Source organism: Bradyrhizobium sp. SZCCHNRI3043 (genome assembly GCF_032377735.1).
GTDB lineage: Bacteria > Pseudomonadota > Alphaproteobacteria > Rhizobiales > Xanthobacteraceae > Bradyrhizobium.
This window is the reverse complement of record NZ_JAUHID010000003.1, coordinates 281,405-303,750: the sequence shown is the minus strand read 5'-3', so window position 1 is coordinate 303,750 and position 22,346 is coordinate 281,405. Positions and strand designations below refer to the sequence as shown.

Sequence of the window (22,346 nt, the reverse complement as noted above, 5' to 3'; positions counted from 1 at the left end):
CCTCAGAAATCGAAATTGATCATCTTCTTCATGACCAGGATGCCCATCGACATCCAGATCACGCAGCCGACCAGCATCAGCTGGCCGGTCGGATGGGTCCAGAGCAGCGAGATGTAGTCGGGCGTGCTCAGATAGACCAGCAGCATCACGATCGGCGGCAGCGATCCGATGATGCCCGCGGAGGCCTTGGCTTCCATCGACATCGCCTGGATCTTCTCGCTCATCTTCTTGCGGTCACGCAGCACCTTCGAGAGGTTGCCGAGAGCCTCGGAGAGATTGCCGCCCGACTTCTGCTGGATCGCGATGACGATGCCGAAGAAGTTGGCTTCCGGCAGCGGCATACGCTCATACAGCCGCGCACAGGCCTCGCCGAGCGGCATGCCGATCGCCTGGGTTTCGATGATCGCGAGGAACTCGCTGCGCAAGGGCTCCGGCGCATCGGCGGCGACGACCTTGATCGATTCGAACAGCGGCAGGCCCGCCTTGATGCCGCGCACGATCACGTCGACGGCGTCCGGCAATGCTGCCAGGAATTTCTTCTCGCGCCGCTTCTTGAGGTAGCCGAGGATCCAGCGCGGCAAACCGAGACCTGCAGCGAAGCCGAGCCCGAGCGCGCCGAGCGGGCCGCCACCGGCGAAGAAGGCGACCGCACAGACGACGAAGCCGAGGACGCCGGAAACGATCCAGAACTTCTGCACGGTCCAGTCGAGCCCAGCCTGCGAAATCCGCATATTCAGCGGGACTTTGCTCTGCTTCTGGGCCTTCGCCTCGAGATCCTTCAGCGACGACTCGACCTGCTCGCGGCGCGAGCGCTGACTGCGTTCGGCCTGGCGGACCACCGGCTCGGACTTGGCGACGGTGCTGCGCCGCTGCTCGGCCTTCCGCTCACCCGACAGCAGGGGATAAAGGAACACCCAGGCGATGCCGCCGATGGCGGTGGCGGCGAGGAAGGCAAGGGCGAGAGCCTGAAGCTTCATGGGGTCTCTCCTCAGTCCTTGCTCGCGACTTCGGCGGCGTCGAGTGCAGCCGCAAGCCGCTTCTCTTCGCCGTAGTAGCGCGCACGCTCCCAAAACCGCGGCCGACCGATTCCGGTCGAGCGGTGGCGCCCGATGATCTTGCCGTTCGCGTCCTCGCCGATCATGTCGTAGAGGAAGATGTCCTGGGTGATGATGGTGTCGCCTTCCATGCCCATCACCTCGGTGATGTGCGTGATGCGGCGGGAGCCGTCGCGCAGGCGCGCCGCCTGGACGATGACGTCGATCGAGGCGCAGATCATCTCACGGATGGTCCGCGACGGCAGCGAGAAGCCGCCCATCGTGATCATGGATTCGCAGCGGGACAAGGCTTCGCGCGGGTTGTTGGCGTGCAGCGTGCCCATCGATCCGTCGTGACCGGTGTTCATGGCCTGCAGCAGGTCGAAGGCCTCGGGGCCGCGGACCTCGCCGACGATGATGCGTTCGGGTCGCATACGCAGGCAGTTTCTCACCAGCTCGCGCATCGTGACCTGGCCTTCGCCTTCGATGTTGGGCGGCCGGGTTTCGAGGCGCACCACGTGCGGCTGCTGCAGCTGGAGCTCGGCGGCGTCCTCGCAGGTGATGACGCGCTCGTCGTGATCGATATAGTTGGTCAGGCAGTTCAACAGCGTGGTCTTGCCCGAACCGGTACCGCCGGAGATCAGCACGTTGCAGCGGACGCGGCCGATGATCTGCAGGATTTCTGCGCCCTCCGGCGAGATTGCGCCGAACTTGACCAGCTGATCGAGGGTCAGCTTGTCCTTCTTGAACTTTCGAATGGTGAGCGCGGGGCCGTCGATCGCAAGCGGCGGAACGATGGCGTTGACGCGCGAGCCGTCGGCGAGACGCGCGTCGCAGATCGGCGAGGATTCGTCGACGCGGCGGCCGACCTGGCTGACGATGCGCTGGCAGATGTTCAGGAGCTGCTGGTTGTCGCGGAACCGGATGCCCGTGCGCTGGATCTTGCCGTTGACTTCGATAAAGACCGTACCGGCGCCGTTGACCATGATGTCGGCGATGTCGTCGCGCGACAGCAGCGGCTCCAGCGGGCCATAGCCGAGGACGTCGTTGCAGATATCGTCGAGCAGCTCTTCCTGCTCGGCGATCGACATCACGATATTCTTGATCGCGATGATCTCGTTGACGATGTCGCGGATTTCCTCGCGCGCGGATTCGCCGTCGAGCTTGGCCAGCTGAGCGAGATCGATCGCTTCGATCAGCGCCCCGAAGATCGTCGCCTTGACCTGATAGTAACTGTCCGAACGCCGGGCCTCGACAACCGGTGGCGGCGGCGGCGGAGCCTGCCGGGTCGGAGCCAGAGGTGGCGACGGCACGGCCGGAGACGCCGCGCGTGGTGCTGCCGGCGCCGGCTCGGGCGCTGGCGCAGCCGGCCTGAGGGTCCTGGTATCGTTGTCCAATCCGCTACGCTTACCAAACACGACTTAGAACTCCACGCGTGCCTACTTCGCCCTCAGCTTGTCCAGCAGAGGCGACAGGAAGGAGCCTTTCGGCTTCTTGGTCTCGCTGCGGCCGGTGAGCCGCTGCGCAATCTGGAGAAACATCTCCGTCGTCCGATGACTGGGAGACATTTCCGCAATCATCTGGCCGTTGTTGGCGGCGGCGCCGAAGATCTGCGGCTCGAACGGGATCGTCGCGATCGGCGGGCTTTCGATCGCCTTGGCGAACTCGCTCGCATTGATCTCGGGCCGCTTGGGAACGCCGACCTGGTTCAGGCAGTAGAGCGGCATGCGATCGTTCGGCCGGGCGGCCTTGAGGAGATCGAACATGTTCTTGGTGTTGCGCAGCGAGGCGAGATCCGGCGCCGCCACGATCAGGATGTCGTCCGCGGAGATCAGCGCCCGCTTGGTCCAGCCTGCCCATTGATGCGGAACGTCGAGCACGATGCAGGGCATCGAGGCCCGCAGCGTGTCGAAGACCGCATCGAATGCCTCGGCGCCGAAATCGTAGACCCGGTCGAGCGTCGCGGGCGCGGCCAGCAGGCTCAGATGATCGGTGCATTTCGACAACAGCCGGTCCATGAAGGCGATGTCGATCCGGTCCGGCGAGAACACCGCGTCCGCGATGCCCTGCGCGGGATCCTGGTTGTAGTCGAGGCCGGCGGTGCCGAACGCCAAATCAAGGTCGGCCACGACGGAATCCATCGACAGGTTGCGCGCGATCGCCCAGGCGATGTTATGGGCGAGGGTCGAAGCTCCGACGCCACCCTTGGCGCCGACGACGGCAATGATGCGCCCGACGGCCTTGGCCTCTGGCGCCGAGAACAGGTTGCAGATCGAGCGGACGACGTCGATCGGCGTCACCGGCGACAGCACATAGTCGCTGACGCCGCGCCGCACCAGCTCGCGATACAGCGTGACGTCGTTGACGCGGCCGATCACGACGACGCGCGTGCCCGGGTCGCAAACCGTGGCGAGCTGATCCAGGCCTGCCAGGATGTCGGTGCGCGCATCCGTCTCCAGGATGATGACGTTCGGGGTCGGTGCCGACCGGTAGGCCTCGATCGCCGCCGCCATGCCGCCCATCTGAACCTTCAGATGCGCCTTGCCGAGGCGCCGGTCCTCACCGGCGGCCTGAACCGTCGCGGCGGTTTCCACCGTCTCACAGAACGCCTGCACGGACACGCGCGGCGCGGGCGCGATGTGATCGTCGGCCGGCGGCGGCACGACGTCAGGGTGCTCCTCTTGGGTCTGTCGGGCGTAGCTGATCATTTGCCTGTGTCGCTGAGTTTGGCCTTGTCGGCCTCTGGATACGTGATCGCGGTTGATTGTCCCTTGCGATATTTGTCGAACAATGCCGTGCGCCGGGTGGTATAGGACGGCGTTTCGGATCGCGGCTGCACGAGATCCGACGGGTTGGCGACCATTGCCGCCATGTTGCGCTGGTAGGCGCAGCCGTAGTTCCAGTCGGGCTTGTTGTCGAACCAGTTCTTGTTCTTGATCGACGGCCCGAGGTCATCCGGCCAGATCCCGCAGGGCCCCACTGTGGCCGACATTTTTGGATAGCTCAGCCGGATCGCGGCCATCTGGCGCGGGTCCTTCGGCTGATAGTTGCGTACGGTAATGCCGTGCGGCGGGACGCCGGCGGCGGCCAGTAGGGAGTGGATCTCCCGCATCGAGTCGGCGGCCGCCCGTGCGTTGGGGGTGCCGCTCGGTACGTCGGCGCTGATCGCGCCCGTGCCTTGGCGAATCCAGCTCTGGGCCAGTCCCATCACGTCGGCGCGCTGCTCGGCCGTCAGGCCGCCACGACCCTGGCCGATGAAGACCACCAGGGAGTCCGGGGCCTCCTGGATCGCGATCGGGTGGCGCAGCCGGTAGTCGTCGGGGATGCTCGCCGTGGTGGCGGCGTCTCTGGTGTAGTTGCAGGCGCCGAGCAGGGCTGCGGCTGCGGCGAGCGCTGCGGCAAGGGGCAGGCGTCGGTATCGGGCGGGGCTGGATGTGGTGGTCATCGTTGCAGGTCCTTGTCCCGGCTCAGTCCGTGATGAAGCCATAGGTGCCGCGATAGTTGCGTCCGGGTTCGACCCGGCCGGGTACGCCGTAGATGCGGTTGATGCTACCCAGGAGATCGGCCTGGGGGTCGGACGCGGCCGCAAAGCCGTCGTCTGGGCGGGAGAGATCCTTCTGTGCCACGGCGCGGACCACGAACGGCGTCACCAGAACCATCAGTTCGGTCTGGTTGTTGACGTAGTCGCGGCTGCGGAACAGCGCGCCGAGGACCGGCAGCTGCATCAGGCCCGGCATGCCGCTGATCGCCTGCTTGGTCTGCTGCTGGATCAGGCCGGCCATCGCCATGGCGCCGCCGGAGGGAATTTCGAGCGTGGTCTCGGCGCGCCGGGTCTTGATCGATGGAACCGTCAACGAGTTGACCGTCGTCGAGCTGACGGCTTGCGACAGCGTGATCGAGTTCTCGTTTGAGAGCTCCGAGACCTCGGTCATCACCCGCATCGAGATCCGGCCCTCGCTGAGCACGACGGGCGTGAAGTTGAGCGAGATGCCGAACTTCTTGAAGCTGATCTGCGTCGTACAGACATGGGTCGTCGGATCGCAGGAGTAACCGGCGGGAACCGGAAACTCGCCGCCGGCGATGAAGGTCGCGGACTCGCCCGAGATGGCGGTCAGATTGGGTTCGGCGAGCGTACGGATCACGCCCGCGTTCTCCATCGCGCGCAGTGTCGCCTGCACCGTCGGGGTCGCCCCGCCCAACGCTGCGGTCACGGCGTTGTTGGAGACGAGATTGCTACCGTAGGCGGTGAATGGATTGGAGTTCGCGAATTTGACGACAGCAGTTCCGTAGTTGAGCTGGCCGGAGAGATCGATGCCGAGCTGCTTGACGACCGAGCGCTGCACCTCGGCGACGGTCACCTTCAGCATCACCTGGTCCCGGCCGCGCACGGTGATCGAGTTGACGACCTTGTCGGCGCCGCCGGCGAGCCGGGCGGCCAGTTCGCCGGCCTGCTGGGCTTCGATCTGGCTCGACGCCGAGCCGGTCAGCACGATGCTGTCGGCGAGGCCCTCGATCTGGATATCGGCATTCGGCAGCAACTGTTTCAGCGCCGCTCGCGCGCCGTTCAGGTCGCGCTTGACCGCGATGTCGTAGGCCGCGATCTGCTGGCCCTGCGCGTCGAAGAAGACGATATTCGTCTGACCGATCGCCGCACCAATGATGTAGGCGCGCTGAGAGGAGCGCACGACGGCATTCGCGATCTTCGGATCGGCGACAAGAACGTCCTTGATATCGCGCGGCAGATCGATGACGACGGACTTGCCGATGCCGAGCGCAAGGAAACGTGCATTGATCTGGCCGTCCGCGGCGGCGGCTGCAGTCGCCGGGCGATAGTCTGCCGCGATCACCGGCGCGATCGCCGGATTGAGGGTCAGCGCAGCGGCGGCCGAAAACGACAGCGCGCGGACCAGCAGGGTCCGCATCTTCCGCTGATTTTCGCTGCAGGTCATCTGGGTGGTCCTCTTGCTCACTTCTGCGTCGTCATCGTGCTGGGAATGCCGAAGCGGACGACGGCAACGCTGTCGCTGCGCTTGCGGCTGGTCTCGTCCGTGCGGCGCTCGGCCACGTTGACGTCGGCGATGCTGCGGAGCGCCAGGGACAGCGTTCCGGTTTGACGGGCACGCGCGAGCGTCTCGGCCTGCTCCGGCTTCAGCTCCAGCGTGACGGTCTTGCCGACCACCGTGGTCTGGCCGTCCTTTTCCTTGGGGGCCTGATCGATCGCCAGAACACGGATGTTCGACAGGATGATATCGGAGCTGACGACGTCGCCCGCGTTGGGCTGATCCGGATTGCGTTCGCGCTTGGACAGGATCACGTCGACGCGGTCGTTCGGCAGGATGAAGCCGCCGGCGCCGGTCTCCGGAGAAATCTCGGTGGAAACGGCGCGCATGCCGGCCGGCAGGATCGCGGCCATGAAGCCCGAGCCGTCGGCCTTGACGAGCTTTTGTTCGCGGATGGGCTCGCCGGCAATGAACGGCGCCCGCGCGATCGTGCCGGTTATCTGCGTCTGTCCTTCAGGCCGCTCGTTGCGGCGGATGAAGCTGGCACTGGCCGTGGCCGCCGGCCAGCTCTGCCACTGCAGATCTTCGGGCTTGAGGGATTGGCCGAGGGCGATGTCGCCCTTGGCGACGAGAACGTCGACGGTCGGCATCTGCGGCGCGGGCGCGGCGACTTGAGCCGGCCGGTCGTCGGACCCGCTCGCGAGATATGCGGCCACGCCGCCAGCGCCTACAGCGATGGTCAGAACCACAATGCGTGCGGTATTCATACGCTTCACTTTCCACATGACGCCGCGACGTTTCCGCCGCCGTGATGGGAGTTGAGCAGTTATTCGTCAAAGCATGGTTAATGAGGCGTATCTAAATCGCCTTAACACCGCGTTGACACGGTGCTTTCAGAGCAATGCAAGACGCGCAGCGTCGATCGCCTTCACCCAATCGGTCTCCGGATAAACCATCAGAGCGCCCAGGGCGAGCGCGATGCCATAGGGCACGCCGCTCTCCTTGGCGTGCAGGCGTGCAAGCCAGGGTTGCCCCGCCAGCATGTAGGGCAACGGCCATTGCCGGAACTGCATGAGGGCGAGAGTGAGCACGCCGCCGAAGATCGAGGCGTACAACAGGTAGTTCATCAGGTGGGCGAAGCCGAACCACAGCGCGGCGGCGGATGCGACCTTGGCGTCACCGCCGCCGATCCAGCCGAATGCAAAGCAGGTGAAAGCAATCACCAGCAGAGTCGCGCCGGCGCCGAGGTGCATGAGCATGTCAGCCATGCTCATGCCGCTCAGCGGCGCCAGAACCAGAAAGCCGGCGACGAGCGCAAGGGAGACCCGGTTCGAAATGGTCATCGTGAACAAATCGCTCGCCGCGGCAAAGGCCATCAGGGCCGGAAACAGCAGAAGGCGCGCGAGATCGAGGGTCATGGGCTCTCAATGGCATCGACGCGGCGCGTGGGTGCGCCGCTGCGCCAGAGTCTAGCTGCAAGAAATAAACGATCGGGAAACAGCCGGAATGGCCGGTTGGCTGTCGATCTCACCAGACGCTGACGATGCGGGCCGCGAGAGCGAGGATGGACAGGCCGAGGCCGCCGCAGATCCAACGCAAGGCGACGTCGGCCCCGCTGGGCGGGGGCCGGGACGCGGCTGCGGACAAAACGTGGTTACGCATCACTGAACGCCGCGAAGCTGAATGTGGAAATGATAAAGGCCCCGGATGTCCGGGGCCTTCTTTGCTCGGCCGTGACGACCGCTTACTTCAGCGAGGTGTTGATCGCGCCGAACTTGGAGCTCAGGCTGGAGCCGAGACCGTTCACCGCGGCAATGATCGCGAGCGAGATGCCGGCGGCGATCAGACCGTATTCGATCGCGGTCGCGCCGGATTCATCCTTCACGAAGCGAGCAAGAAGATTCTTCATAGGTAACTCCATGTACACGTGGCTGGTCGAACAAACTCTGGTCGTTGCGGCGTTCTCAGCACCGTGACCATGCGGCCACCCTAGGGGGCAGGAATTTCGGCGTAGTTAATTCGGTCGCCGAAACACGGCGACAAATGGCTGTTATTGTGCAGAGTAAACATAGGATGAAGCGCGGCGCGATCATTCGAAATGATGCATGGTCGCGCCGCGGTCGGTCTCGTTGAAAAGATGAGCGCAGGGTTTCGGCGATCATGCCCGACCGGTCCATCGCGGGGCCTGCTCCGCATTCCGCACTATATGCATATGGCCGTGTCGACCTGGCTGGCGGAGCATGTGGCTCGATGTCGATCGCGCTGGGCCGATAGGCAGAGCGGTTTTGCCGGCGCCGAGGTTCACGGCTCCTTAAGCGCCAAGGAGTACCCCTCGGAACAGTTCATGAGATGAGGAATGTGATGTCCGGTCTGCCATGGGAAGTCGCGCTGATGCTCGGCCAGACCATCGAGAAGGTGTTGCCGATCACCTTGGTGCTGGCGGTGGTGTTCTCGGTGCTCAGTCACTTCTGGGCCTGCAATCCCGGCAAGCCGTGGTGGCAGAAGCGCGAGCTCGTCACCGACGTGGTCTACTGGTTCTTCGTGCCGGTGTTCGCCCGGGTGCTCCGCATCGGCTTTCTCGTGCTCGGCGCCAGCGTTCTCTTCAAGATCCGCGACGCCGACGAGTTGATCGCCTTCTATGAGAACGGGCACGGCCCGTTGGCGCAGCTTCCCGAATGGCTGCAGGGGATGCTCTTCCTCGTGCTCTCCGACTTCATGCTGTACTGGACGCATCGTCTGTTCCATGGCGGCGAGTTCTGGAAATACCACGCGGTTCACCACTCGTCGGAGGATCTGGAGTGGATTTCGGCTGCCCGCTTCCATCCGATCAACTTGATCCTCGGCACGATCGCGGTCGACGTCATCCTCTTGATGGCCGGCATCTCGCCCAATGTCATGATCTGGGTCGGACCATTCACCACGTTCCATTCGGCCTTCGTGCACGCCAATCTCAACTGGACGCTGGGCCCGCTGAAATATGTCCTCGCCACGCCCGTCTTCCACCGCTGGCACCACACGTCGATGGAGCAGGGCGGCAATACCAACTTCGCCGGCACGTTCCCGATCTGGGACATCCTGTTCGGCACGTTCCGGATGCCGGCGGGGCAGTTGCCCATGGCCTACGGCAAGGACGAGGCGACGATGCCCGGTGAGTTCGGCGGCCAGCTCGCGTTTCCGTTCCGGCGATGAGGGGTTTTGCAACCGCCCCAGATCAAATGGCGACGTTTGCAGATCATTCACCAATTGAGCGCAGATTTGCCGCGTCGGGCGCCGTCACCGCTGCGTATCGCTTGAGACGGCTCGTCAATGTCCCGGGGTTTGAGTATGTCGTTCTGTGTGTCGCGTCGTCCTAGTGTTTCCTTCGCATTGCGGGCAGCTGTCGCCGCGGTGCTGCTGTGGCCGGCTGCCGCCTTGGCGGAGCCTGATCCCGCCATCGCCGTGAATGTCGACCAGGCCAAGCTGGTCAAGCTGCCCGACCGGGTCGCGACCCTCGTCGTCGGCAATCCGATGATCGCCGATGTGACCTTGCAGAGCGGCGGCATCATCGTCGTCACCGGCAAGAGCTATGGTGCCACCAACTTCATTGCGATGGATCGTGGCGGACAGGTGCTGATCGATCGCCAGATCCAGGTCGCCGGGCCCACCGACCAACTCGTGACGGTGTATCGCGGCGTCGACCGTGAGACCTATAGCTGCATGCCGATCTGCCAGCGCCGGGTGACCTTGGGCGACGGCGACAACTACTTCAAATCGGTGCTCGACCAGGCTGGAACGATGTCCAGCACGGCGAGCGGTAACGCGGCGGCGGCCTCGAAGACCAACTGAGCGCTGGCCTTGCCACGCCTGCCCGGGTCGATGGCAGCGCTTGACCGCCTCTCCACGCGTGTCCGCGCCGACGATGCGGCGAGCCTTGCCGCTGGTGCTGCGGCTGGGTCGCCCGATTCGTTTGGTTTCTCGTTTGGTTTCGATGATCGGATCGGGCGGTGACGCGCTGTCTCGAAGGGCTGGCTGCGTGCGAACCCCCAAGCACGGTTAGCGGGACGTTGATGCGGCAGGCCATACTGTCCGCATCGTGGGAAACCCTTTCCCAAGGAGTTTCCGCTATTCCTTTCGCTCAGATTGATGTGCCTTTCCAGTCCGGATGAACCCATGCAAGCCCCCGTCTCCTCGACCGCTTCGATGCGCCGGATGCTGCGCCGCTTCCGACGCAACCGGCGGGCGTCGGCCGCGCTCGAATTCGCGCTGGTCGCGCCGGTCTTCTTCGCGCTGCTGTTCGCGATCATCGAAACGGCGCTGATGTTCTTTGCCGGGCAGGTGCTCGAGACGATCACGCAGGACTCGGCGCGCATGATCCTGACCGGACAGGCGCAACAGGGCGCCTATACGCAGGCGCAGTTCGCGAGCTACGTCTGCACCCAGGTTCCCGCGCTGTTCGACTGCAACAAGATCTATATCGACGTGAAGAGCTACTCCTCGTTCGGGAGCGTCTCGATCAGCAACCAGATCGACAACAGCGGCAACTTCGTCAACAACATGACCTACAGCCCGGGTGCCGCCGGAGACATCGTCGTCGTCAGGCTGTTCTATCAATGGCCGATCTTCGTGACGGGGCTCGGCTACAACATCGCCAACCTGAGCGGCAGCAAGCGGCTGCTGGTGGGCACGGCCGCATTCAAGAACGAGCCGTATTCATAACACGGCTCTCACGACAAGGCTCTCGCGAGCTCCTTCAGAGGGACACCAGGAATTCATCATGCCGTTGGGAAGAATGCCGGGTATGTCTTCGAGCCTGCGCCTGTGGCGTCGCATCGACGCCTTTGCCGCCGATCGACGCGGTGTCGCGGCCACCGAATTCGCATTCATCGTGCCGCTGATGCTGGTGATGTTCTTCGGCACGGTCGAATTCTGCTCGGCGATCGCCGTCGACCGCAAGGTCACCTTGATGGCGCGAACCCTGTCGGATCTGACATCGCAATCGACCACGGTCGGCGATAGCGACATGTCGAACTTCTTCGCCGCCTCGACCGGCATCATGTACCCCTATTCCACCACGCCGGTGAATGCGACGATTACCGAGCTCTATGTCGATCCCACCACCAAGCAGGCGACGGTGAAGTGGAGCAAGGGGTCGACACCGCGAACCGTCGGCATGACGGTCGGCGTGCCGGCTGAATTGCTGGTGTCCGGCACCTATCTGATCTTCAGCGAGGTGAACTACCAGTACGTTCCGACGATCGGCTACGTCATGGGCAAGACCGGCGTCAATCTCAGCGACGTCGCCTATACCCGCCCGCGGCAGTCGACCTGTGTGATGTATAGCCCGGCGACCTACTGCTGAGGTGAGGGCTGCCGCAACGGAGCCCGCCCGCCCCCGGGGCCGCGGTCGCACGCGCCTGCGAACCGGCGCGACATGCGGTCTTTCGGGCGAGCAGAGCGCGACGATGGGCATTCAGGCAGCAAAAAGCAGGCAATAAAAAAGGCCGCGCAAGGCGGCCTTTCGTTGTCCAGGCGGGCAATCGCGCAGGCGATTACCCTGGCGTCGCTCAATTGGCGGCGCGGAGATTATCGGCCGACGACTTGCCCGAACGACGGTCCGCCACGATCTCGTAGGAGATCTTCTGGCCTTCGCGCAGCGTGCCGAGACCAGCGCGTTCGACGGCGCTGATGTGCACGAACACGTCGTTGCCGCCGTCATCCGGCTGAATGAAGCCATAGCCCTTGGTTGCGTTAAACCACTTCACGGTTCCCATGCTCACGGGGGTAGTTCCCTTCTCAGATATCAAATGCGTAACCCAGATTCCTGGGCTGGTTAGATCGAATTTTTGGAAGGGTCGTCAGCGTCTGAACCGGCTGTACCGGTAATAGCTAATCTCGTCCGGCCGAAAATCGATTGCGGGATATACTATTGGAAATGCCCGCGCAAAACAATCCTGAGCTGCGCGAGGGCGCATGATTTTTTGACGCGCCGGCTCGAGGCCGACGCGCTGAATTGTCGCTGATTGCGCAAGAGTTGATCAATTCGCTGGGTTGGGCGGAACCATTGCTCCGCCCAAGGCTCTAGCGCCGCCGGAACTGGCCGCCGCGCTGCGCTGCGCCACGCGGAGGTCCGCCGGTCGAGCTGGGGCGCTCGTCCTTGTGGCGGAAGATCAGCCGGCCCTTTTCCAGATCATAGGGCGACATCTCGACGGTCACGCGGTCTCCCGCGAGCGTCTTGATGCGATTCTTTTTCATCTTGCCGGCGGTGTAGGCGACGATTTCGTGCCCCGCATCGAGTTGTACCCGGTAGCGCGCGTCGGGAAGGATTTCGGTGACCAGCCCTTCGAACTGGATCAGCTCTTCCTTAGCCATGTCTCTCTCCAGATCGATAGACGTCTAGTTTGGCCGTTGGTTGCGGTTGTGAGCGTGGTTTTTGGGTCTGCCCTCGCGATGCAGGAAAGCAACGCCTTGAATCGACCCGGCCTTGCCGCCGCCTTGCGACGGCCGCTGGGGCTCCTGACGATTGCCTGGCAGAGACGCCATCTTAGCATTGGAACGACGGCGACGGCGAGGGCCTTTTGCGGCGGTGCCACCCTCGTTGGTCCGCGCATTCTGCATGCCAGGGCGGCCGCTACGCTGAGGCGGTTTGGCCGGTGCCGCGGCCTCGCGGAGGCCCGGCGTGCGACGATCGTCGCGCGGCAGCGAGATCTTGATCAGCCGCTCGATGTCGCGAAGGTAGGACAGCTCGTCCGCTCCGGCCACGAGCGAAATCGCGATGCCTTCAGCGCCGGCGCGTGCCGTGCGGCCAATGCGGTGGACGTAGGTCTCCGGCACGTTGGGCAGGTCGAAATTCACGACATGGCTGACGCCGTCGACGTCGATGCCGCGGGCCGCGATGTCGGTTGCGACCAGGGTTCGGATCTCGCCGGTGCGGAACGCTGCGAGGGTGCGCTCGCGGTGGTTTTGCGACTTGTTGCCGTGAATGGCCTGGGCGGGGATGCCGGCCTTTTCCAGGCTCTTCACGACCTTGTCGGCGCCGTGCTTGGTGCGGGTGAACACCAGCGCGCGGTTGACCGGCTCCTGCTTGAGCAACTGAGCCAGAAGGTTCGGCTTGGCGGAGTGGTCGACATGGATCACGCGCTGGGCAATGCGCTCGACAGTCGAGGAGACCGGGGTCACTGCGACCCGCGCCGGATCCCGCAGCATGGCATCGGCGAGCTCGGCGATGTCCTTCGGCATGGTGGCCGAGAAGAACAGCGTCTGCCGCTTGATCGGCAGCTTGGCGACGATCTTCCGGATGTCGTTGATGAAGCCCATGTCGAGCATGCGGTCGGCTTCGTCGAGCACCAGGAACTCGACGTGGGTCAGCTTCAAAGCGTTGCTCTGGACGAGGTCGAGCAGCCGGCCCGGCGTTGCGACGAGCACCTCGAGGCCGGGCATCACCGCGCGGACCTGGCGCCCCATCGGCACGCCGCCGATCGCGAGGGCCGAGCTCAGCCGGATGTGGCGGCCATAGGTGTTGAAGCTGTCGAGGATCTGGCCAGACAGTTCGCGGGTCGGGCTCAGAACGAGCACGCGCGCCGTCTTCGGCTGCGGCTTGATCCGGTTCTGCAGCAGGCGGTGCAGGATCGGCAGGGCGAACGAGGCGGTCTTGCCGGTTCCCGTCTGGGCGATGCCGATCACGTCACGGCCTTCGAGGGCGAGCGGGATGGTCTGTGCCTGGATCGGGGTGGGGGTGGTGTAGTTCTCTTCCTTCAGCGCGCGCGTCAGCGCGTCGGCGAGGTTAAAATCCTGAAAGGATGTCAAAAGATTGGGCTTTCCATAAGAGGATGAGGCCCGTGTCGGCAGCCAGCCGGACGCGGGTGGGTGGTTGAAGAGACACCCGCGTGTTTGGAGCGTCGAGATTGGATGGGTGAGAATGCGAAGCCAGAAGCTCTGAACGAGCTAAAGAACACGCGGCTTGCAAAGATCCGGCCGATTCGCCTCGATCTATCAGATATATGGAACAGACTGGCGGCACTTTCAAGGCCGGTGCGCAACGGATCGGCGATTGAGCCGGTACTCTTCTGCTTTAATTTTAGCCATTCAAAACAAAGTGCATAAATCGTGTGCTCGATGCCAGCCGAATAATCACCGTGCCTGCCTAAGCCGGCGGCACGAGATTGCGACCTTCCGTCGCGATTGGCCAAAGTTCCAGATTGGGATCAATGGCTTACGAGATGTGAACGGCATGGCATGCTTCTTGCGATTCTTCCGCCGCAGACCGCCGGCCGCCTTGGCTGTGAAGCACATCTGCGTCAGGGAGATATTACCTCATGCTTACTCGACTCACTCAGGAATTAACGGCGCCATTCAGCCGCCGTCGCTGGCTGGCTGCTGCTGCCGGCCTGGCGCTCGGCGTCGCCGGCTTCGGCCCGGCCATGGCTGCCGACGACACCATCAAGATTGGTGTTCTGCATTCTCTGTCCGGCACCATGGCCATCAGCGAAACCACGCTGAAGGATACGATCCTGTTTCTGATCGACGAACAGAACAAGAAGGGCGGCGTGCTCGGCAAGAAGCTCGAGGCCGTCGTCGTCGACCCCGCTTCGAACTGGCCGCTATTCGCCGAGAAGGCGCGCGAGCTGATCACCAAGAACAAGGTCGCGGTCGTGTTCGGCTGCTGGACCTCGGTGTCACGCAAGTCGGTGCTGCCGGTGTTCAAGGAACTCAACAGCATCCTGTTCTACCCGGTCCAGTACGAGGGCGAGGAGAGCGAGCGCAACGTGTTCTACACCGGTGCGGCGCCGAACCAGCAGGCGATCCCGGCGGTCGACTACCTGATGAAGGAAGAGAAGGTGAAGCGTTGGGTGCTGGCCGGCACCGACTACGTCTATCCGCGCACCACCAACAAGATCCTCGAGGCCTACCTGAAGTCCAAGGGCGTGGCTCAGGATGACATCATGATCAACTACACGCCGTTCGGTCACTCCGACTGGCAGACGATCGTCGCAGACATCAAGAAGTTCGGCTCGGCCGGCAAGAAGACCGCCGTGGTCTCGACCATCAACGGCGACGCCAACGTTCCGTTCTACAAGGAGCTCGGCAACCAGGGCATCAAGGCCAAGGACATTCCGGTGGTCGCGTTCTCGGTGGGTGAGGAAGAGCTCGCCGGCATCGACACCAAGCCGCTGATCGGCCATCTCGCCGCCTGGAACTACTTCGAGTCGATCAAGACTCCGGCCAACGAGAAGTTCATCAAGGATTGGCAGGCCTACACCAAGAATCCGAAGCGCGTGACCAACGACCCGATGGAAGCGCATGTGATCGGCTTCAACATGTGGGTGAAGGCGGTCGAGAAGGTGAAGTCGACCGATCCGGACAAGGTCATCGACGCTCTCCCGGGCACCGAGGCGCCGAACCTGACTGGCGGCGTGTCGAAGATGCTGCCGAACCACCACATCACCAAGCCGGTGTTCATCGGCGAGATCAAGGGCGATGGCCAGTTCAGCGTCGTCTACAAGACCAAGGATCTCGTCCCGGGCGACGCCTGGTCGAAGGAGCTCGAGGGCTCCAAGGACCTGATCGGCGACTGGGTCGGCAAGAAGTGCGGCAACTTCAACGTCAAGACCAACAAGTGCCTGGGCTCGGGCACCTGAGATCGATCTGACGTCCAAGTCACGACTGGAGAAGGCGGTGGATAGCGCCGCCTTCTCACTTCCTCCTGCCGGGGTGGTCCAGTGCCTGCAATTGCTCGCGCGATTCTTCGCAGCCTTCTTCTTTCTATTGTCCTGATTGCCGTCGCCGCGCCTGCATTCGCGGCCAGCTTCGAAGAGTCCGTCGTCAAGTTCGCCAACGACGATTTCTCCGATACCGATGATGCGGTGGGCGAGATCGCCGTGTCGGGCAATCCGCTGGCCTATCCGATCATCAGTGCGCTGCAGGATGAGCGGCTGATGTTCGATGCCGACACCAAGAAGGTCTATGTCAAGCGGACCGACGGCAAGATCATCGATGCCGCCACCGGCGCCACCGTCGAAAAGCTGCCCGACAACGCCGCGGCGGTCAGCCTCAACAACCGCCTGCGCCGCAGCGTCGACGCCGCGCTGGGCGGTCTGACCCTGCTGTCGCCCGACGCGAACACGCGGCTGTCAGCCGCCAAGTCGGTGTTCAAATCGCATGACGAGGCGACGCTGCCGACGGTGGAAACGGCGCTCGCCAAGGAAACCAATCGTTCGGTCAAGCAGGCGCTCGCCGAGGCCCGCGCCGCAATTCTCCTGTTCAAGTCCGATGCCAGCGAGGTGGACAAGCTCGAAGCGGTAGCCACCGTGAAGGCGCGCGGCGACCAGGAGGCGCTGGCGCTGCTCACCGAGATCAGCAGTGGCGATCAGCCCGCAAGCGTCGCCAAGGCCGCGGCAGGTGCCATCGCTTCGATCCAGAGCTCGCTCGCGATCTGGTCCGGCGTGCAGAATGCCTGGTACGGCCTGTCGCTCGGCTCGGTGCTGCTGCTGGCCGCCATCGGGCTTGCCATCACCTTCGGCGTCATGGGCGTCATCAACATGGCCCATGGCGAGATGGTGATGCTCGGCGCCTACACCACCTTCGTGGTCCAGGAGGTCATCCGCACCAGCTATCCGGCGCTGTTCGACTACTCGCTCTTGATTGCCGCGCCGCTCGCCTTCCTGGTGGCCGGAGCCATCGGCGTGCTGATCGAGCGCACCATCATCCGCTTCCTCTACGGGCGGCCGCTCGAGACGCTGCTCGCGACCTGGGGCCTCTCGCTCATCCTGCAGCAGGCGGTGCGCTCCGCGTTTGGCCCGACCAACCGCGAAGTCGGCAATCCCTCCTGGATGAGCGGCGCGTTCGAGCTCGGCCAGATCACCATCACCTATAACCGGCTCTGGATCCTCTGCTTCACGATGGCCGTGTTCGCGATCCTGCTCGCGATGCTGCGCTACACCGCGCTCGGTCTGGAAATGCGCGCCGTGACGCAGAACCGGCGCATGGCGGCGTCGATGGGCATCGCCACCTCGCGCGTCGATGCGCTCACCTTCGGGCTGGGGTCGGGCATCGCCGGCATCGCCGGCGTGGCGCTGTCGCAGATCGACAATGTCAGCCCCAACCTTGGCCAGAGCTACATCATCGATTCCTTCATGGTCGTGGTGTTCGGCGGGGTCGGCAATCTCTGGGGCACCCTGGTCGGCGCCTTCACGCTCGGCATCGCCAACAAGTTCCTGGAGCCGGTCGCCGGCGCCGTGCTCGGCAAGATCGCGATCCTGGTGCTGATCATCCTGTTCATTCAGAAGCGCCCTCGCGGCCTGTTCGCGCTCAAGGGCCGGGCGGTGGAAGCATGATGCCGCATATGCTGACGAGGTCGCTGGACCGCGCCGCGACCATCTTCGTGCTGATCGTTGCGGCCTGCGGCATCCTGATCCCGCTGTCCAACCTGCTGCTGCCGGCCGGCTCGGCGCTGCAGGTGCCGACCTATCTGGTCGCGCTGTGGGGCAAATATGTCTGCTACGCCATCCTGGCGCTCTCCATCGACCTGATCTGGGGTTATTGCGGCATCCTCTCGCTCGGTCACGGCGCGTTCTTCGCGCTCGGGGGCTATGCGATGGGCATGTATCTGATGCGCCAGATCGGCACCCGCGGCGTCTACGGCAATCCGATCCTGCCGGACTTCATGGTGTTCCTGAACTATTCCAAGCTGCCCTGGTACTGGCACGGCTTCGACATGTTCTGGTTCGCAGCTTTGATGGTGCTCGTGGTGCCCGGCCTGCTCGCCTTCTGCTTCGGCTGGCTCGCCTTCCGCTCGCGCGTCACCGGCGTGTATCTGTCGATCATCACCCAGGCGATGACCTACGCGCTGCTGCTCGCCTTCTTCCGCAATGATTTCGGCTTCGGCGGCAACAACGGCCTGACCGACTTCAAGGACATCCTCGGCTTCAACGTCCAGGCGGAGGGCACCCGTGCCGCCTTGTTCGCGCTGAGCTGCGTCGCGCTCATTCTCGCCTTCCTGATCTGCCGGGCCGTGGTGTCGTCGAAACTCGGCAAGGTGCTGATCGCGATCCGCGACGCCGAGTCGCGGACGCGTTTCCTCGGCTATCGCGTCGAGTCCTACAAGCTGTTCGTGTTCACGCTGTCGGCGTGCATGGCTGGCGTCGCCGGTGCGCTCTACGTTCCTCAGGTCGGCATCATCAACCCATCCGAGTTCGCGCCCGGCAATTCGATCGAGGCCGTGATCTGGGTCGCGGTCGGCGGCCGCGGCACGCTGGTCGGCGCTGCGCTCGGCGCCGTCGTCGTGAACTACGCCAAGACGTTCTTCACCTCGGGCGTGCTGGCACCGTACTGGCTGTTCATGCTCGGCGCATTGTTCGTGCTCGTCACCCTGCTGCTGCCCAAGGGCATCATCGGCACGTTCAATACGTGGTGGGATCAACTCGGCACCAAGACGCCCAACGCCGAGAGCGCCGCCCGCGAGGACGGCGTCACCGAACCCAAGATGGCGGAGTGAGCGCATGAACGTGATGGATACCCGCGCGACGTCGTCGCTGCTCTATCTCGACGGCGTGCACGTCTCCTTCGACGGCTTCCACGCCATCAACAATCTCTCGCTGACGCTCGAGCCCGGCGAGATGCGCGCCGTCATCGGCCCGAACGGCGCCGGCAAGACCACGATGATGGACATCATCACCGGCAAGACCAAGCCCGACGAGGGTACGGTGCTGTTCGACGGCAAGACGGATCTCACTCGCCTCGACGAGACCCGCATCGCCGAGCTCGGGATCGGCCGCAAGTTCCAGAAGCCGACGGTGTTCGAGAGCCAGTCGGTCGAGGACAATTTGCTGCTCGCCCTCAATGTCGACCACAGCGTCAAGGGCACGCTGTTCTGGCGCGGATCGAGAAGCGAAGCCGAGCAGATCGACAAGGTGCTCGAAACCGTGCGGCTCAAGGACCTCAGGCGCAAGCTCGCCGGCAGCCTGTCGCACGGCCAGAAGCAGTGGCTGGAGATCGGCATGCTGCTGGCGCAGGACCCGAAGCTCCTGCTGGTCGACGAGCCGGTCGCCGGCATGACCGATGTCGAGACGCATCAGACCGCCGAGCTGCTCAAGGAAATCAACAAGGATCATACCGTCATGGTCGTCGAGCACGACATGACCTTCGTTCGCGAGCTCGGCGTCAAGGTCACCTGCCTGCATGAAGGCACGGTGCTGGCCGAGGGCACCATCGATCAGGTGTCGTCGAACGAGCGGGTGATCGAGGTCTATCTGGGCCGTTAGTCGGCCGGCGAATGGCGAGTAGCGAATAGGGCAAGGGACGATGACGCAGAGAATTCAATCTATTCGCTATTCGCCATTCGCCATTCGCCCATCAGCGGCCGGAGGTCGCTGATGCTCACCGTCGACAACATCAACCTCTATTACGGCGCCGCCCAGGCGCTGCGCGGCGTCTCGATCGCGGCGGAGCCCGGCAAGGTCACCTGCGTGCTCGGCCGCAACGGCGTCGGCAAGACCTCGCTGCTTCGGGCGCTGGTCGGGCAGTATCCGCTGGCCTCCGGCACCATCACCTTCGACGGCGCCGACATCACCCATCTCAAGCCCTATGAGCGGGCGCGCAAGGGCATCGGCTTCGTGCCGCAGGGCCGCGAGATCTTCCCGCTGCTGACGGTCGAGGAGAACCTCAAGACCGGCTTCGGCCCCCTGAAGCGCGCCGACCGCAGCATCCCCGATGACGTGTTCTCGCTGTTTCCGGTGCTCGAATCGATGCTCGGTCGGCGCGGCGGCGATCTCTCCGGCGGCCAGCAGCAGCAGCTCGCGATCGGCCGCGCCATGGTGATGAGGCCAAAGGTCCTGCTGCTGGACGAGCCGACCGAGGGCATCCAGCCCTCGATCATCAAGGACATCGGCCGGGCGATTTCGTATCTGCGCAATCTCGGCAACATCGCGATCGTGCTGGTCGAGCAGTATCTCGACTTTGCCTGCGAACTCGGCGACAACTTCGCGGTCATGGATCGCGGCGCGGTAAAATTTACCTGCACCCGCGCCAACCTCGATCCGGCCGAGATCAGCCGCCAGATGGCGCTCTGATCATCACGTAGCTTCTCGACGCGGACTCGCCCCGCGTCTGGTCCCAGGGGGAGGGGATCGATGCGGGCCGATCCCGCCAACGCCGCCGCCGACATCTTCGAGGCCAACCGCGCCCGCGGCGCGGTGCGCTTCGACGTGCGGCTGCAGGACGGCATGACGCGGCGTCATCATCTGCATGAATCCGGCTCGCTGCGGGTGCGCTTTCCCTCGCCCGAGGACGACAGTCTGTCGGCGATGTTCGTCAATACCGCGGGCGGAATCGCCGGCGGCGATCGTTTCGCAATCGAGGTCGCGGCCGGCGAAGACAGCCGCGTGACGCTCTCGAGCGCCGCAGCGGAAAAGGTCTACCGCGCGGCCGGAAAGCCGGCGGAGCTCGACATTGCGCTGACGGCCGCGGCGAACGCGCACATCTCCTGGCTGCCGCAGGAGACCATCCTGTTCGACCGCGCCCGTATCCATCGCCGCATCGACATCGACCTTGCCGATACCGCCTCCCTCCTGCTCTGCGAGATCGTCGTGTTCGGGCGCACAGCCATGGGGGAGACGATGCGGGAGGGCGAGTTCGTCGATCGCTGGCGGGTTCGGCGCGGCGGTAAGCTCGTGTTCGCCGAAACGATCCGCCTCGACGGCGACATCGGCGCAAAGCTTGCGCAGCCCGCCATCGCCAAGGGCGGCGCGGCGATCGGGACCGCGCTTATCGTGCCCGGGGACGCCGCGCTGGTCGAGCGTATCAGGGAGAGCCTGCCGGCCTTCCGGGGCGAGGCCGGGCTGTCGGCCTGGAATGGATTTGCAATGGTGCGCTTCTGTGCCCAAGATGCCGCGAGTCTGCGCGCCGACATGATGGCGGTGCTCGGCTGTGCTTCGAATAAACCGCTGCCGCGGTTGTGGCTCAACTAGACGTTTACAAACCGACGAATACCAGAAGACGATCACCAGAGAGTCCGCATGAACCTGTCTCCCCGCGAAAAGGACAAGCTCTTGATCTCGATGGCGGCCATCGTGGCGCGCCGCAGACTCGAGCGCGGCGTCAAGCTGAACCATCCCGAGGCGGTCGCGATCATCTCCGATTTCATCCTGGAAGGCGCGCGCGACGGCCGCACCGTGGCCGAGCTGATGCAGGCCGGCGCCCAGGTCCTGACCCGCGACCAGGTGATGCCCGGCATCCCCGAGATGATCCATGACATCCAGGTCGAGGCGACGTTTCCGGACGGCACCAAGCTCGTCACGGTGCACGAGCCGATCCGGTGAAGCGAGCCCAACTCTTTCGGTCGTCATGCCCCGGCTTGACCCGGGCATCCACGCTGTTCGATCTGAATGGAAAAACGTGGATGGCCGGGTCAAGCCCGGCCATGACGCAGTGGAAACCTGCGAGGTAACTCATGATCCCCGGCGAACTCTTCATTCAGGACGGCGACATCGAGCTCAATGCCGGCCGCAAGACCGTGACGCTCTCGGTCGCCAACACCGGCGACCGCCCGATCCAGGTCGGCTCGCACTACCACTTCTTCGAGACCAATCCGGCGCTGAAGTTCGACCGGAAAAAAGCGCGCGGCATGCGGCTCGACATCGCCGCCGGCACGGCGGTGCGCTTCGAGCCTGGCCAGACCCGCGACGTGCAACTGGTGGCGCTTGCCGGCAAGCGCATGGTCTACGGCTTCCGCGGCGACGTCATGGGCAAGTTGTAAGCCGATGCTGACCGGATTACGCCTCGTCTCCGAAGCCGCCGAACTGGCGGCGCGCCGTCATGCCGGCCAGCAGCGCAAGGGCCGCGACGAGGAGCCTTACATCAATCATCTCGCCGAGGTCGCGAACATCCTGTCGGCAACCTGCGACGGCGAGGACGCCGAGCTCGTCGCGGCCGGCTGGCTGCACGACACCATCGAGGACACCGACACCACCCACGACGAGCTGACGCAGCGCTTCGGCCCGCGCGTCGCCGGGATGGTGGAGGAGGTCACCGACGACATGACCCTGCTGAAGAGCGAGCGGCGCGCGGTCCAGGTTATCGCGGCTCCCGGCAAATCGGCTGGTGCTAAGCAGATCAAGATCGCCGACAAGATCAGCAATATCCGCGCGCGCATCTTCTTCGAGCCGGACCTCGAGCAGCAGTTGGAGCTGATGGAGTATCTTGGCTGGGCCGAGCAGGTCGTCGCCGGCTGCCGCGGCGTGAACGCGCGGCTCGATGCGCTGTTCGACGAGACGGTTGCCAACGCGCGGGGGACGCTGTGAGCGGTTCGCCAGCGTCTCGAAATCAAGACAAGCAGAGCTGA

The 22,346-nt window shown here is 64.1% G+C and carries 24 protein-coding genes; 13 read left to right on the top strand and 11 right to left on the bottom strand.

Annotated elements, in window-relative coordinates; all coding sequences use genetic code 11:
* Positions 1–2 precede the first annotated feature (2 nt).
* The 8 genes from QX124_RS10215 to QX124_RS10180 all read right to left on the bottom strand — a co-directional run bounded on the left by QX124_RS10215 (position 3) and on the right by QX124_RS10180 (position 7,943).
* Positions 3–977 carry a type II secretion system F family protein gene (locus QX124_RS10215; RefSeq protein WP_315734628.1) on the bottom strand — a complete coding sequence of 325 codons (975 nt, stop codon included), beginning with the start codon at positions 975–977 and terminating at the stop codon, positions 3–5.
* 11 nt (positions 978–988) lie between these two features.
* The gene (locus QX124_RS10210; RefSeq protein WP_315734626.1) at positions 989–2,452 is read right to left on the bottom strand and encodes a CpaF family protein; all 1,464 of its coding nucleotides are present in this window, start codon (positions 2,450–2,452) and stop codon (positions 989–991) included.
* 21 nt (positions 2,453–2,473) lie between these two features.
* Positions 2,474–3,742, bottom strand: a complete 1,269-nt coding sequence (locus QX124_RS10205; RefSeq protein ID WP_315797067.1) for a CpaE family protein — start codon at positions 3,740–3,742, stop codon at positions 2,474–2,476.
* Positions 3,739–4,479 (bottom strand): CpaD family pilus assembly protein, encoded by a 741-nt coding sequence (locus QX124_RS10200; protein WP_315797066.1) that lies wholly within the window; start codon positions 4,477–4,479, stop codon positions 3,739–3,741. Before QX124_RS10200 ends, QX124_RS10205 begins: the two co-directional genes overlap by 4 nt.
* Before the next feature lie 22 nt (positions 4,480–4,501).
* Positions 4,502–5,983: a type II and III secretion system protein family protein gene (locus QX124_RS10195; RefSeq protein WP_315714366.1), complete on the bottom strand. Its 1,482-nt coding sequence runs from the start codon at positions 5,981–5,983 to the stop codon at positions 4,502–4,504.
* A 17-nt stretch (positions 5,984–6,000) separates the two neighbouring features.
* Complete coding sequence (gene cpaB, locus QX124_RS10190) at positions 6,001–6,801, bottom strand: Flp pilus assembly protein CpaB (RefSeq protein ID WP_315713815.1); 801 nt, start codon at positions 6,799–6,801, stop codon at positions 6,001–6,003.
* Positions 6,802–6,927: 126 nt separating this feature from the next.
* Positions 6,928–7,452: a prepilin peptidase gene (locus tag QX124_RS10185; protein ID WP_315734617.1), complete on the bottom strand. Its 525-nt coding sequence runs from the start codon at positions 7,450–7,452 to the stop codon at positions 6,928–6,930.
* A gap of 326 nt (positions 7,453–7,778) precedes the next feature.
* Positions 7,779–7,943 carry a Flp family type IVb pilin gene (locus tag QX124_RS10180; protein WP_231317342.1) on the bottom strand — a complete coding sequence of 55 codons (165 nt, stop codon included), beginning with the start codon at positions 7,941–7,943 and terminating at the stop codon, positions 7,779–7,781.
* Positions 7,944–8,395: 452 nt separating this feature from the next.
* Here QX124_RS10180 and QX124_RS10175 point away from each other — a divergent pair, with 452 nt between their 5' ends.
* The 4 genes from QX124_RS10175 to QX124_RS10160 all read left to right on the top strand — a co-directional run bounded on the left by QX124_RS10175 (position 8,396) and on the right by QX124_RS10160 (position 11,372).
* Complete coding sequence (locus QX124_RS10175) at positions 8,396–9,223, top strand: sterol desaturase family protein (RefSeq protein ID WP_315775478.1); 828 nt, start codon at positions 8,396–8,398, stop codon at positions 9,221–9,223.
* Positions 9,224–9,358: 135 nt separating this feature from the next.
* Positions 9,359–9,859, top strand: a complete 501-nt coding sequence (locus QX124_RS10170) for a pilus assembly protein N-terminal domain-containing protein (RefSeq protein ID WP_315734613.1) — start codon at positions 9,359–9,361, stop codon at positions 9,857–9,859.
* 324 nt (positions 9,860–10,183) lie between these two features.
* Positions 10,184–10,729 carry a TadE/TadG family type IV pilus assembly protein gene (locus tag QX124_RS10165; RefSeq protein ID WP_315734610.1) on the top strand — a complete coding sequence of 182 codons (546 nt, stop codon included), beginning with the start codon at positions 10,184–10,186 and terminating at the stop codon, positions 10,727–10,729.
* 82 nt (positions 10,730–10,811) lie between these two features.
* Positions 10,812–11,372, top strand: coding sequence for a TadE/TadG family type IV pilus assembly protein (locus QX124_RS10160; protein ID WP_315775477.1), 561 nt, complete (start codon positions 10,812–10,814; stop codon positions 11,370–11,372).
* Between the two features lie 205 nt (positions 11,373–11,577).
* Here the strand turns inward: QX124_RS10160 and QX124_RS10155 are convergent, their stop codons facing one another.
* The 3 genes from QX124_RS10155 to QX124_RS10145 all read right to left on the bottom strand — a co-directional run bounded on the left by QX124_RS10155 (position 11,578) and on the right by QX124_RS10145 (position 13,816).
* The gene (locus tag QX124_RS10155) at positions 11,578–11,790 is read right to left on the bottom strand and encodes a cold-shock protein (protein WP_006612155.1); all 213 of its coding nucleotides are present in this window, start codon (positions 11,788–11,790) and stop codon (positions 11,578–11,580) included.
* Between the two features lie 301 nt (positions 11,791–12,091).
* Complete coding sequence (gene infA, locus QX124_RS10150; protein WP_315734606.1) at positions 12,092–12,382, bottom strand: translation initiation factor IF-1; 291 nt, start codon at positions 12,380–12,382, stop codon at positions 12,092–12,094.
* A gap of 24 nt (positions 12,383–12,406) precedes the next feature.
* Positions 12,407–13,816: a DEAD/DEAH box helicase gene (locus QX124_RS10145; RefSeq protein ID WP_315797065.1), complete on the bottom strand. Its 1,410-nt coding sequence runs from the start codon at positions 13,814–13,816 to the stop codon at positions 12,407–12,409.
* Positions 13,817–14,325: 509 nt separating this feature from the next.
* Here QX124_RS10145 and urtA point away from each other — a divergent pair.
* The 9 genes from urtA to QX124_RS10100 all read left to right on the top strand — a co-directional run bounded on the left by urtA (position 14,326) and on the right by QX124_RS10100 (position 22,305).
* Entirely contained in the window at positions 14,326–15,648 is a 1,323-nt protein-coding gene (gene urtA / locus QX124_RS10140; protein WP_315753429.1) for an urea ABC transporter substrate-binding protein, read from the top strand.
* A 132-nt stretch (positions 15,649–15,780) separates the two neighbouring features.
* On the top strand, positions 15,781–17,343 hold the full coding sequence (gene urtB / locus QX124_RS10135; RefSeq protein WP_409997686.1) for an urea ABC transporter permease subunit UrtB: 1,563 nt from the start codon (positions 15,781–15,783) through the stop codon (positions 17,341–17,343).
* The gene (gene urtC, locus QX124_RS10130; RefSeq protein WP_315797063.1) at positions 17,340–18,503 is read left to right on the top strand and encodes an urea ABC transporter permease subunit UrtC; all 1,164 of its coding nucleotides are present in this window, start codon (positions 17,340–17,342) and stop codon (positions 18,501–18,503) included. The genes urtB and urtC overlap by 4 nt, the downstream gene beginning before the upstream one ends.
* Positions 18,504–18,507: 4 nt before the next feature.
* Positions 18,508–19,269 carry an urea ABC transporter ATP-binding protein UrtD gene (urtD, locus tag QX124_RS10125; protein ID WP_315783679.1) on the top strand — a complete coding sequence of 254 codons (762 nt, stop codon included), beginning with the start codon at positions 18,508–18,510 and terminating at the stop codon, positions 19,267–19,269.
* 111 nt (positions 19,270–19,380) lie between these two features.
* A complete protein-coding gene (urtE, locus tag QX124_RS10120; RefSeq protein ID WP_315734594.1) occupies positions 19,381–20,076 on the top strand; it encodes an urea ABC transporter ATP-binding subunit UrtE in 696 nt (231 codons plus the stop codon).
* Between the two features lie 60 nt (positions 20,077–20,136).
* Positions 20,137–20,973 (top strand): urease accessory protein UreD, encoded by an 837-nt coding sequence (locus QX124_RS10115; protein ID WP_315797062.1) that lies wholly within the window; start codon positions 20,137–20,139, stop codon positions 20,971–20,973.
* 48 nt (positions 20,974–21,021) lie between these two features.
* Positions 21,022–21,324: an urease subunit gamma gene (locus QX124_RS10110; RefSeq protein WP_015669637.1), complete on the top strand. Its 303-nt coding sequence runs from the start codon at positions 21,022–21,024 to the stop codon at positions 21,322–21,324.
* Positions 21,325–21,455: 131 nt separating this feature from the next.
* Positions 21,456–21,761: an urease subunit beta gene (locus QX124_RS10105; protein WP_315775472.1), complete on the top strand. Its 306-nt coding sequence runs from the start codon at positions 21,456–21,458 to the stop codon at positions 21,759–21,761.
* Between the two features lie 4 nt (positions 21,762–21,765).
* Entirely contained in the window at positions 21,766–22,305 is a 540-nt protein-coding gene (locus QX124_RS10100; protein ID WP_315797061.1) for an HD domain-containing protein, read from the top strand.
* Positions 22,306–22,346 lie beyond the last annotated feature (41 nt).

Bases quoted from the DNA above. Each gene is read 5' to 3' on its own strand.
- QX124_RS10215 (WP_315734628.1), bottom strand. From the start codon at position 977: ATGAAGCTTCAGGCTCTCGCCCTTGCCTTCCTCGCCGCCACCGCCATC.
- QX124_RS10205 (WP_315797067.1), bottom strand. From the start codon at position 3,742: ATGATCAGCTACGCCCGACAGACCCAAGAGGAGCACCCTGACGTCGTG.
- QX124_RS10200 (WP_315797066.1), bottom strand. From the start codon at position 4,479: ATGACCACCACATCCAGCCCCGCCCGATACCGACGCCTGCCCCTTGCC.
- QX124_RS10195 (WP_315714366.1), bottom strand. From the start codon at position 5,983: ATGACCTGCAGCGAAAATCAGCGGAAGATGCGGACCCTGCTGGTCCGC.
- cpaB (WP_315713815.1), bottom strand. From the start codon at position 6,801: ATGAATACCGCACGCATTGTGGTTCTGACCATCGCTGTAGGCGCTGGC.
- QX124_RS10185 (WP_315734617.1), bottom strand. From the start codon at position 7,452: ATGACCCTCGATCTCGCGCGCCTTCTGCTGTTTCCGGCCCTGATGGCC.
- QX124_RS10180 (WP_231317342.1), bottom strand. From the start codon at position 7,943: ATGAAGAATCTTCTTGCTCGCTTCGTGAAGGATGAATCCGGCGCGACC.
- QX124_RS10175 (WP_315775478.1), top strand. From the start codon at position 8,396: ATGTCCGGTCTGCCATGGGAAGTCGCGCTGATGCTCGGCCAGACCATC.
- QX124_RS10170 (WP_315734613.1), top strand. From the start codon at position 9,359: ATGTCGTTCTGTGTGTCGCGTCGTCCTAGTGTTTCCTTCGCATTGCGG.
- QX124_RS10165 (WP_315734610.1), top strand. From the start codon at position 10,184: ATGCAAGCCCCCGTCTCCTCGACCGCTTCGATGCGCCGGATGCTGCGC.
- QX124_RS10160 (WP_315775477.1), top strand. From the start codon at position 10,812: ATGTCTTCGAGCCTGCGCCTGTGGCGTCGCATCGACGCCTTTGCCGCC.
- infA (WP_315734606.1), bottom strand. From the start codon at position 12,382: ATGGCTAAGGAAGAGCTGATCCAGTTCGAAGGGCTGGTCACCGAAATC.
- urtA (WP_315753429.1), top strand. From the start codon at position 14,326: ATGCTTACTCGACTCACTCAGGAATTAACGGCGCCATTCAGCCGCCGT.
- urtC (WP_315797063.1), top strand. From the start codon at position 17,340: ATGATGCCGCATATGCTGACGAGGTCGCTGGACCGCGCCGCGACCATC.
- urtD (WP_315783679.1), top strand. From the start codon at position 18,508: ATGAACGTGATGGATACCCGCGCGACGTCGTCGCTGCTCTATCTCGAC.
- urtE (WP_315734594.1), top strand. From the start codon at position 19,381: ATGCTCACCGTCGACAACATCAACCTCTATTACGGCGCCGCCCAGGCG.
- QX124_RS10115 (WP_315797062.1), top strand. From the start codon at position 20,137: ATGCGGGCCGATCCCGCCAACGCCGCCGCCGACATCTTCGAGGCCAAC.
- QX124_RS10110 (WP_015669637.1), top strand. From the start codon at position 21,022: ATGAACCTGTCTCCCCGCGAAAAGGACAAGCTCTTGATCTCGATGGCG.
- QX124_RS10105 (WP_315775472.1), top strand. From the start codon at position 21,456: ATGATCCCCGGCGAACTCTTCATTCAGGACGGCGACATCGAGCTCAAT.
- QX124_RS10100 (WP_315797061.1), top strand. From the start codon at position 21,766: ATGCTGACCGGATTACGCCTCGTCTCCGAAGCCGCCGAACTGGCGGCG.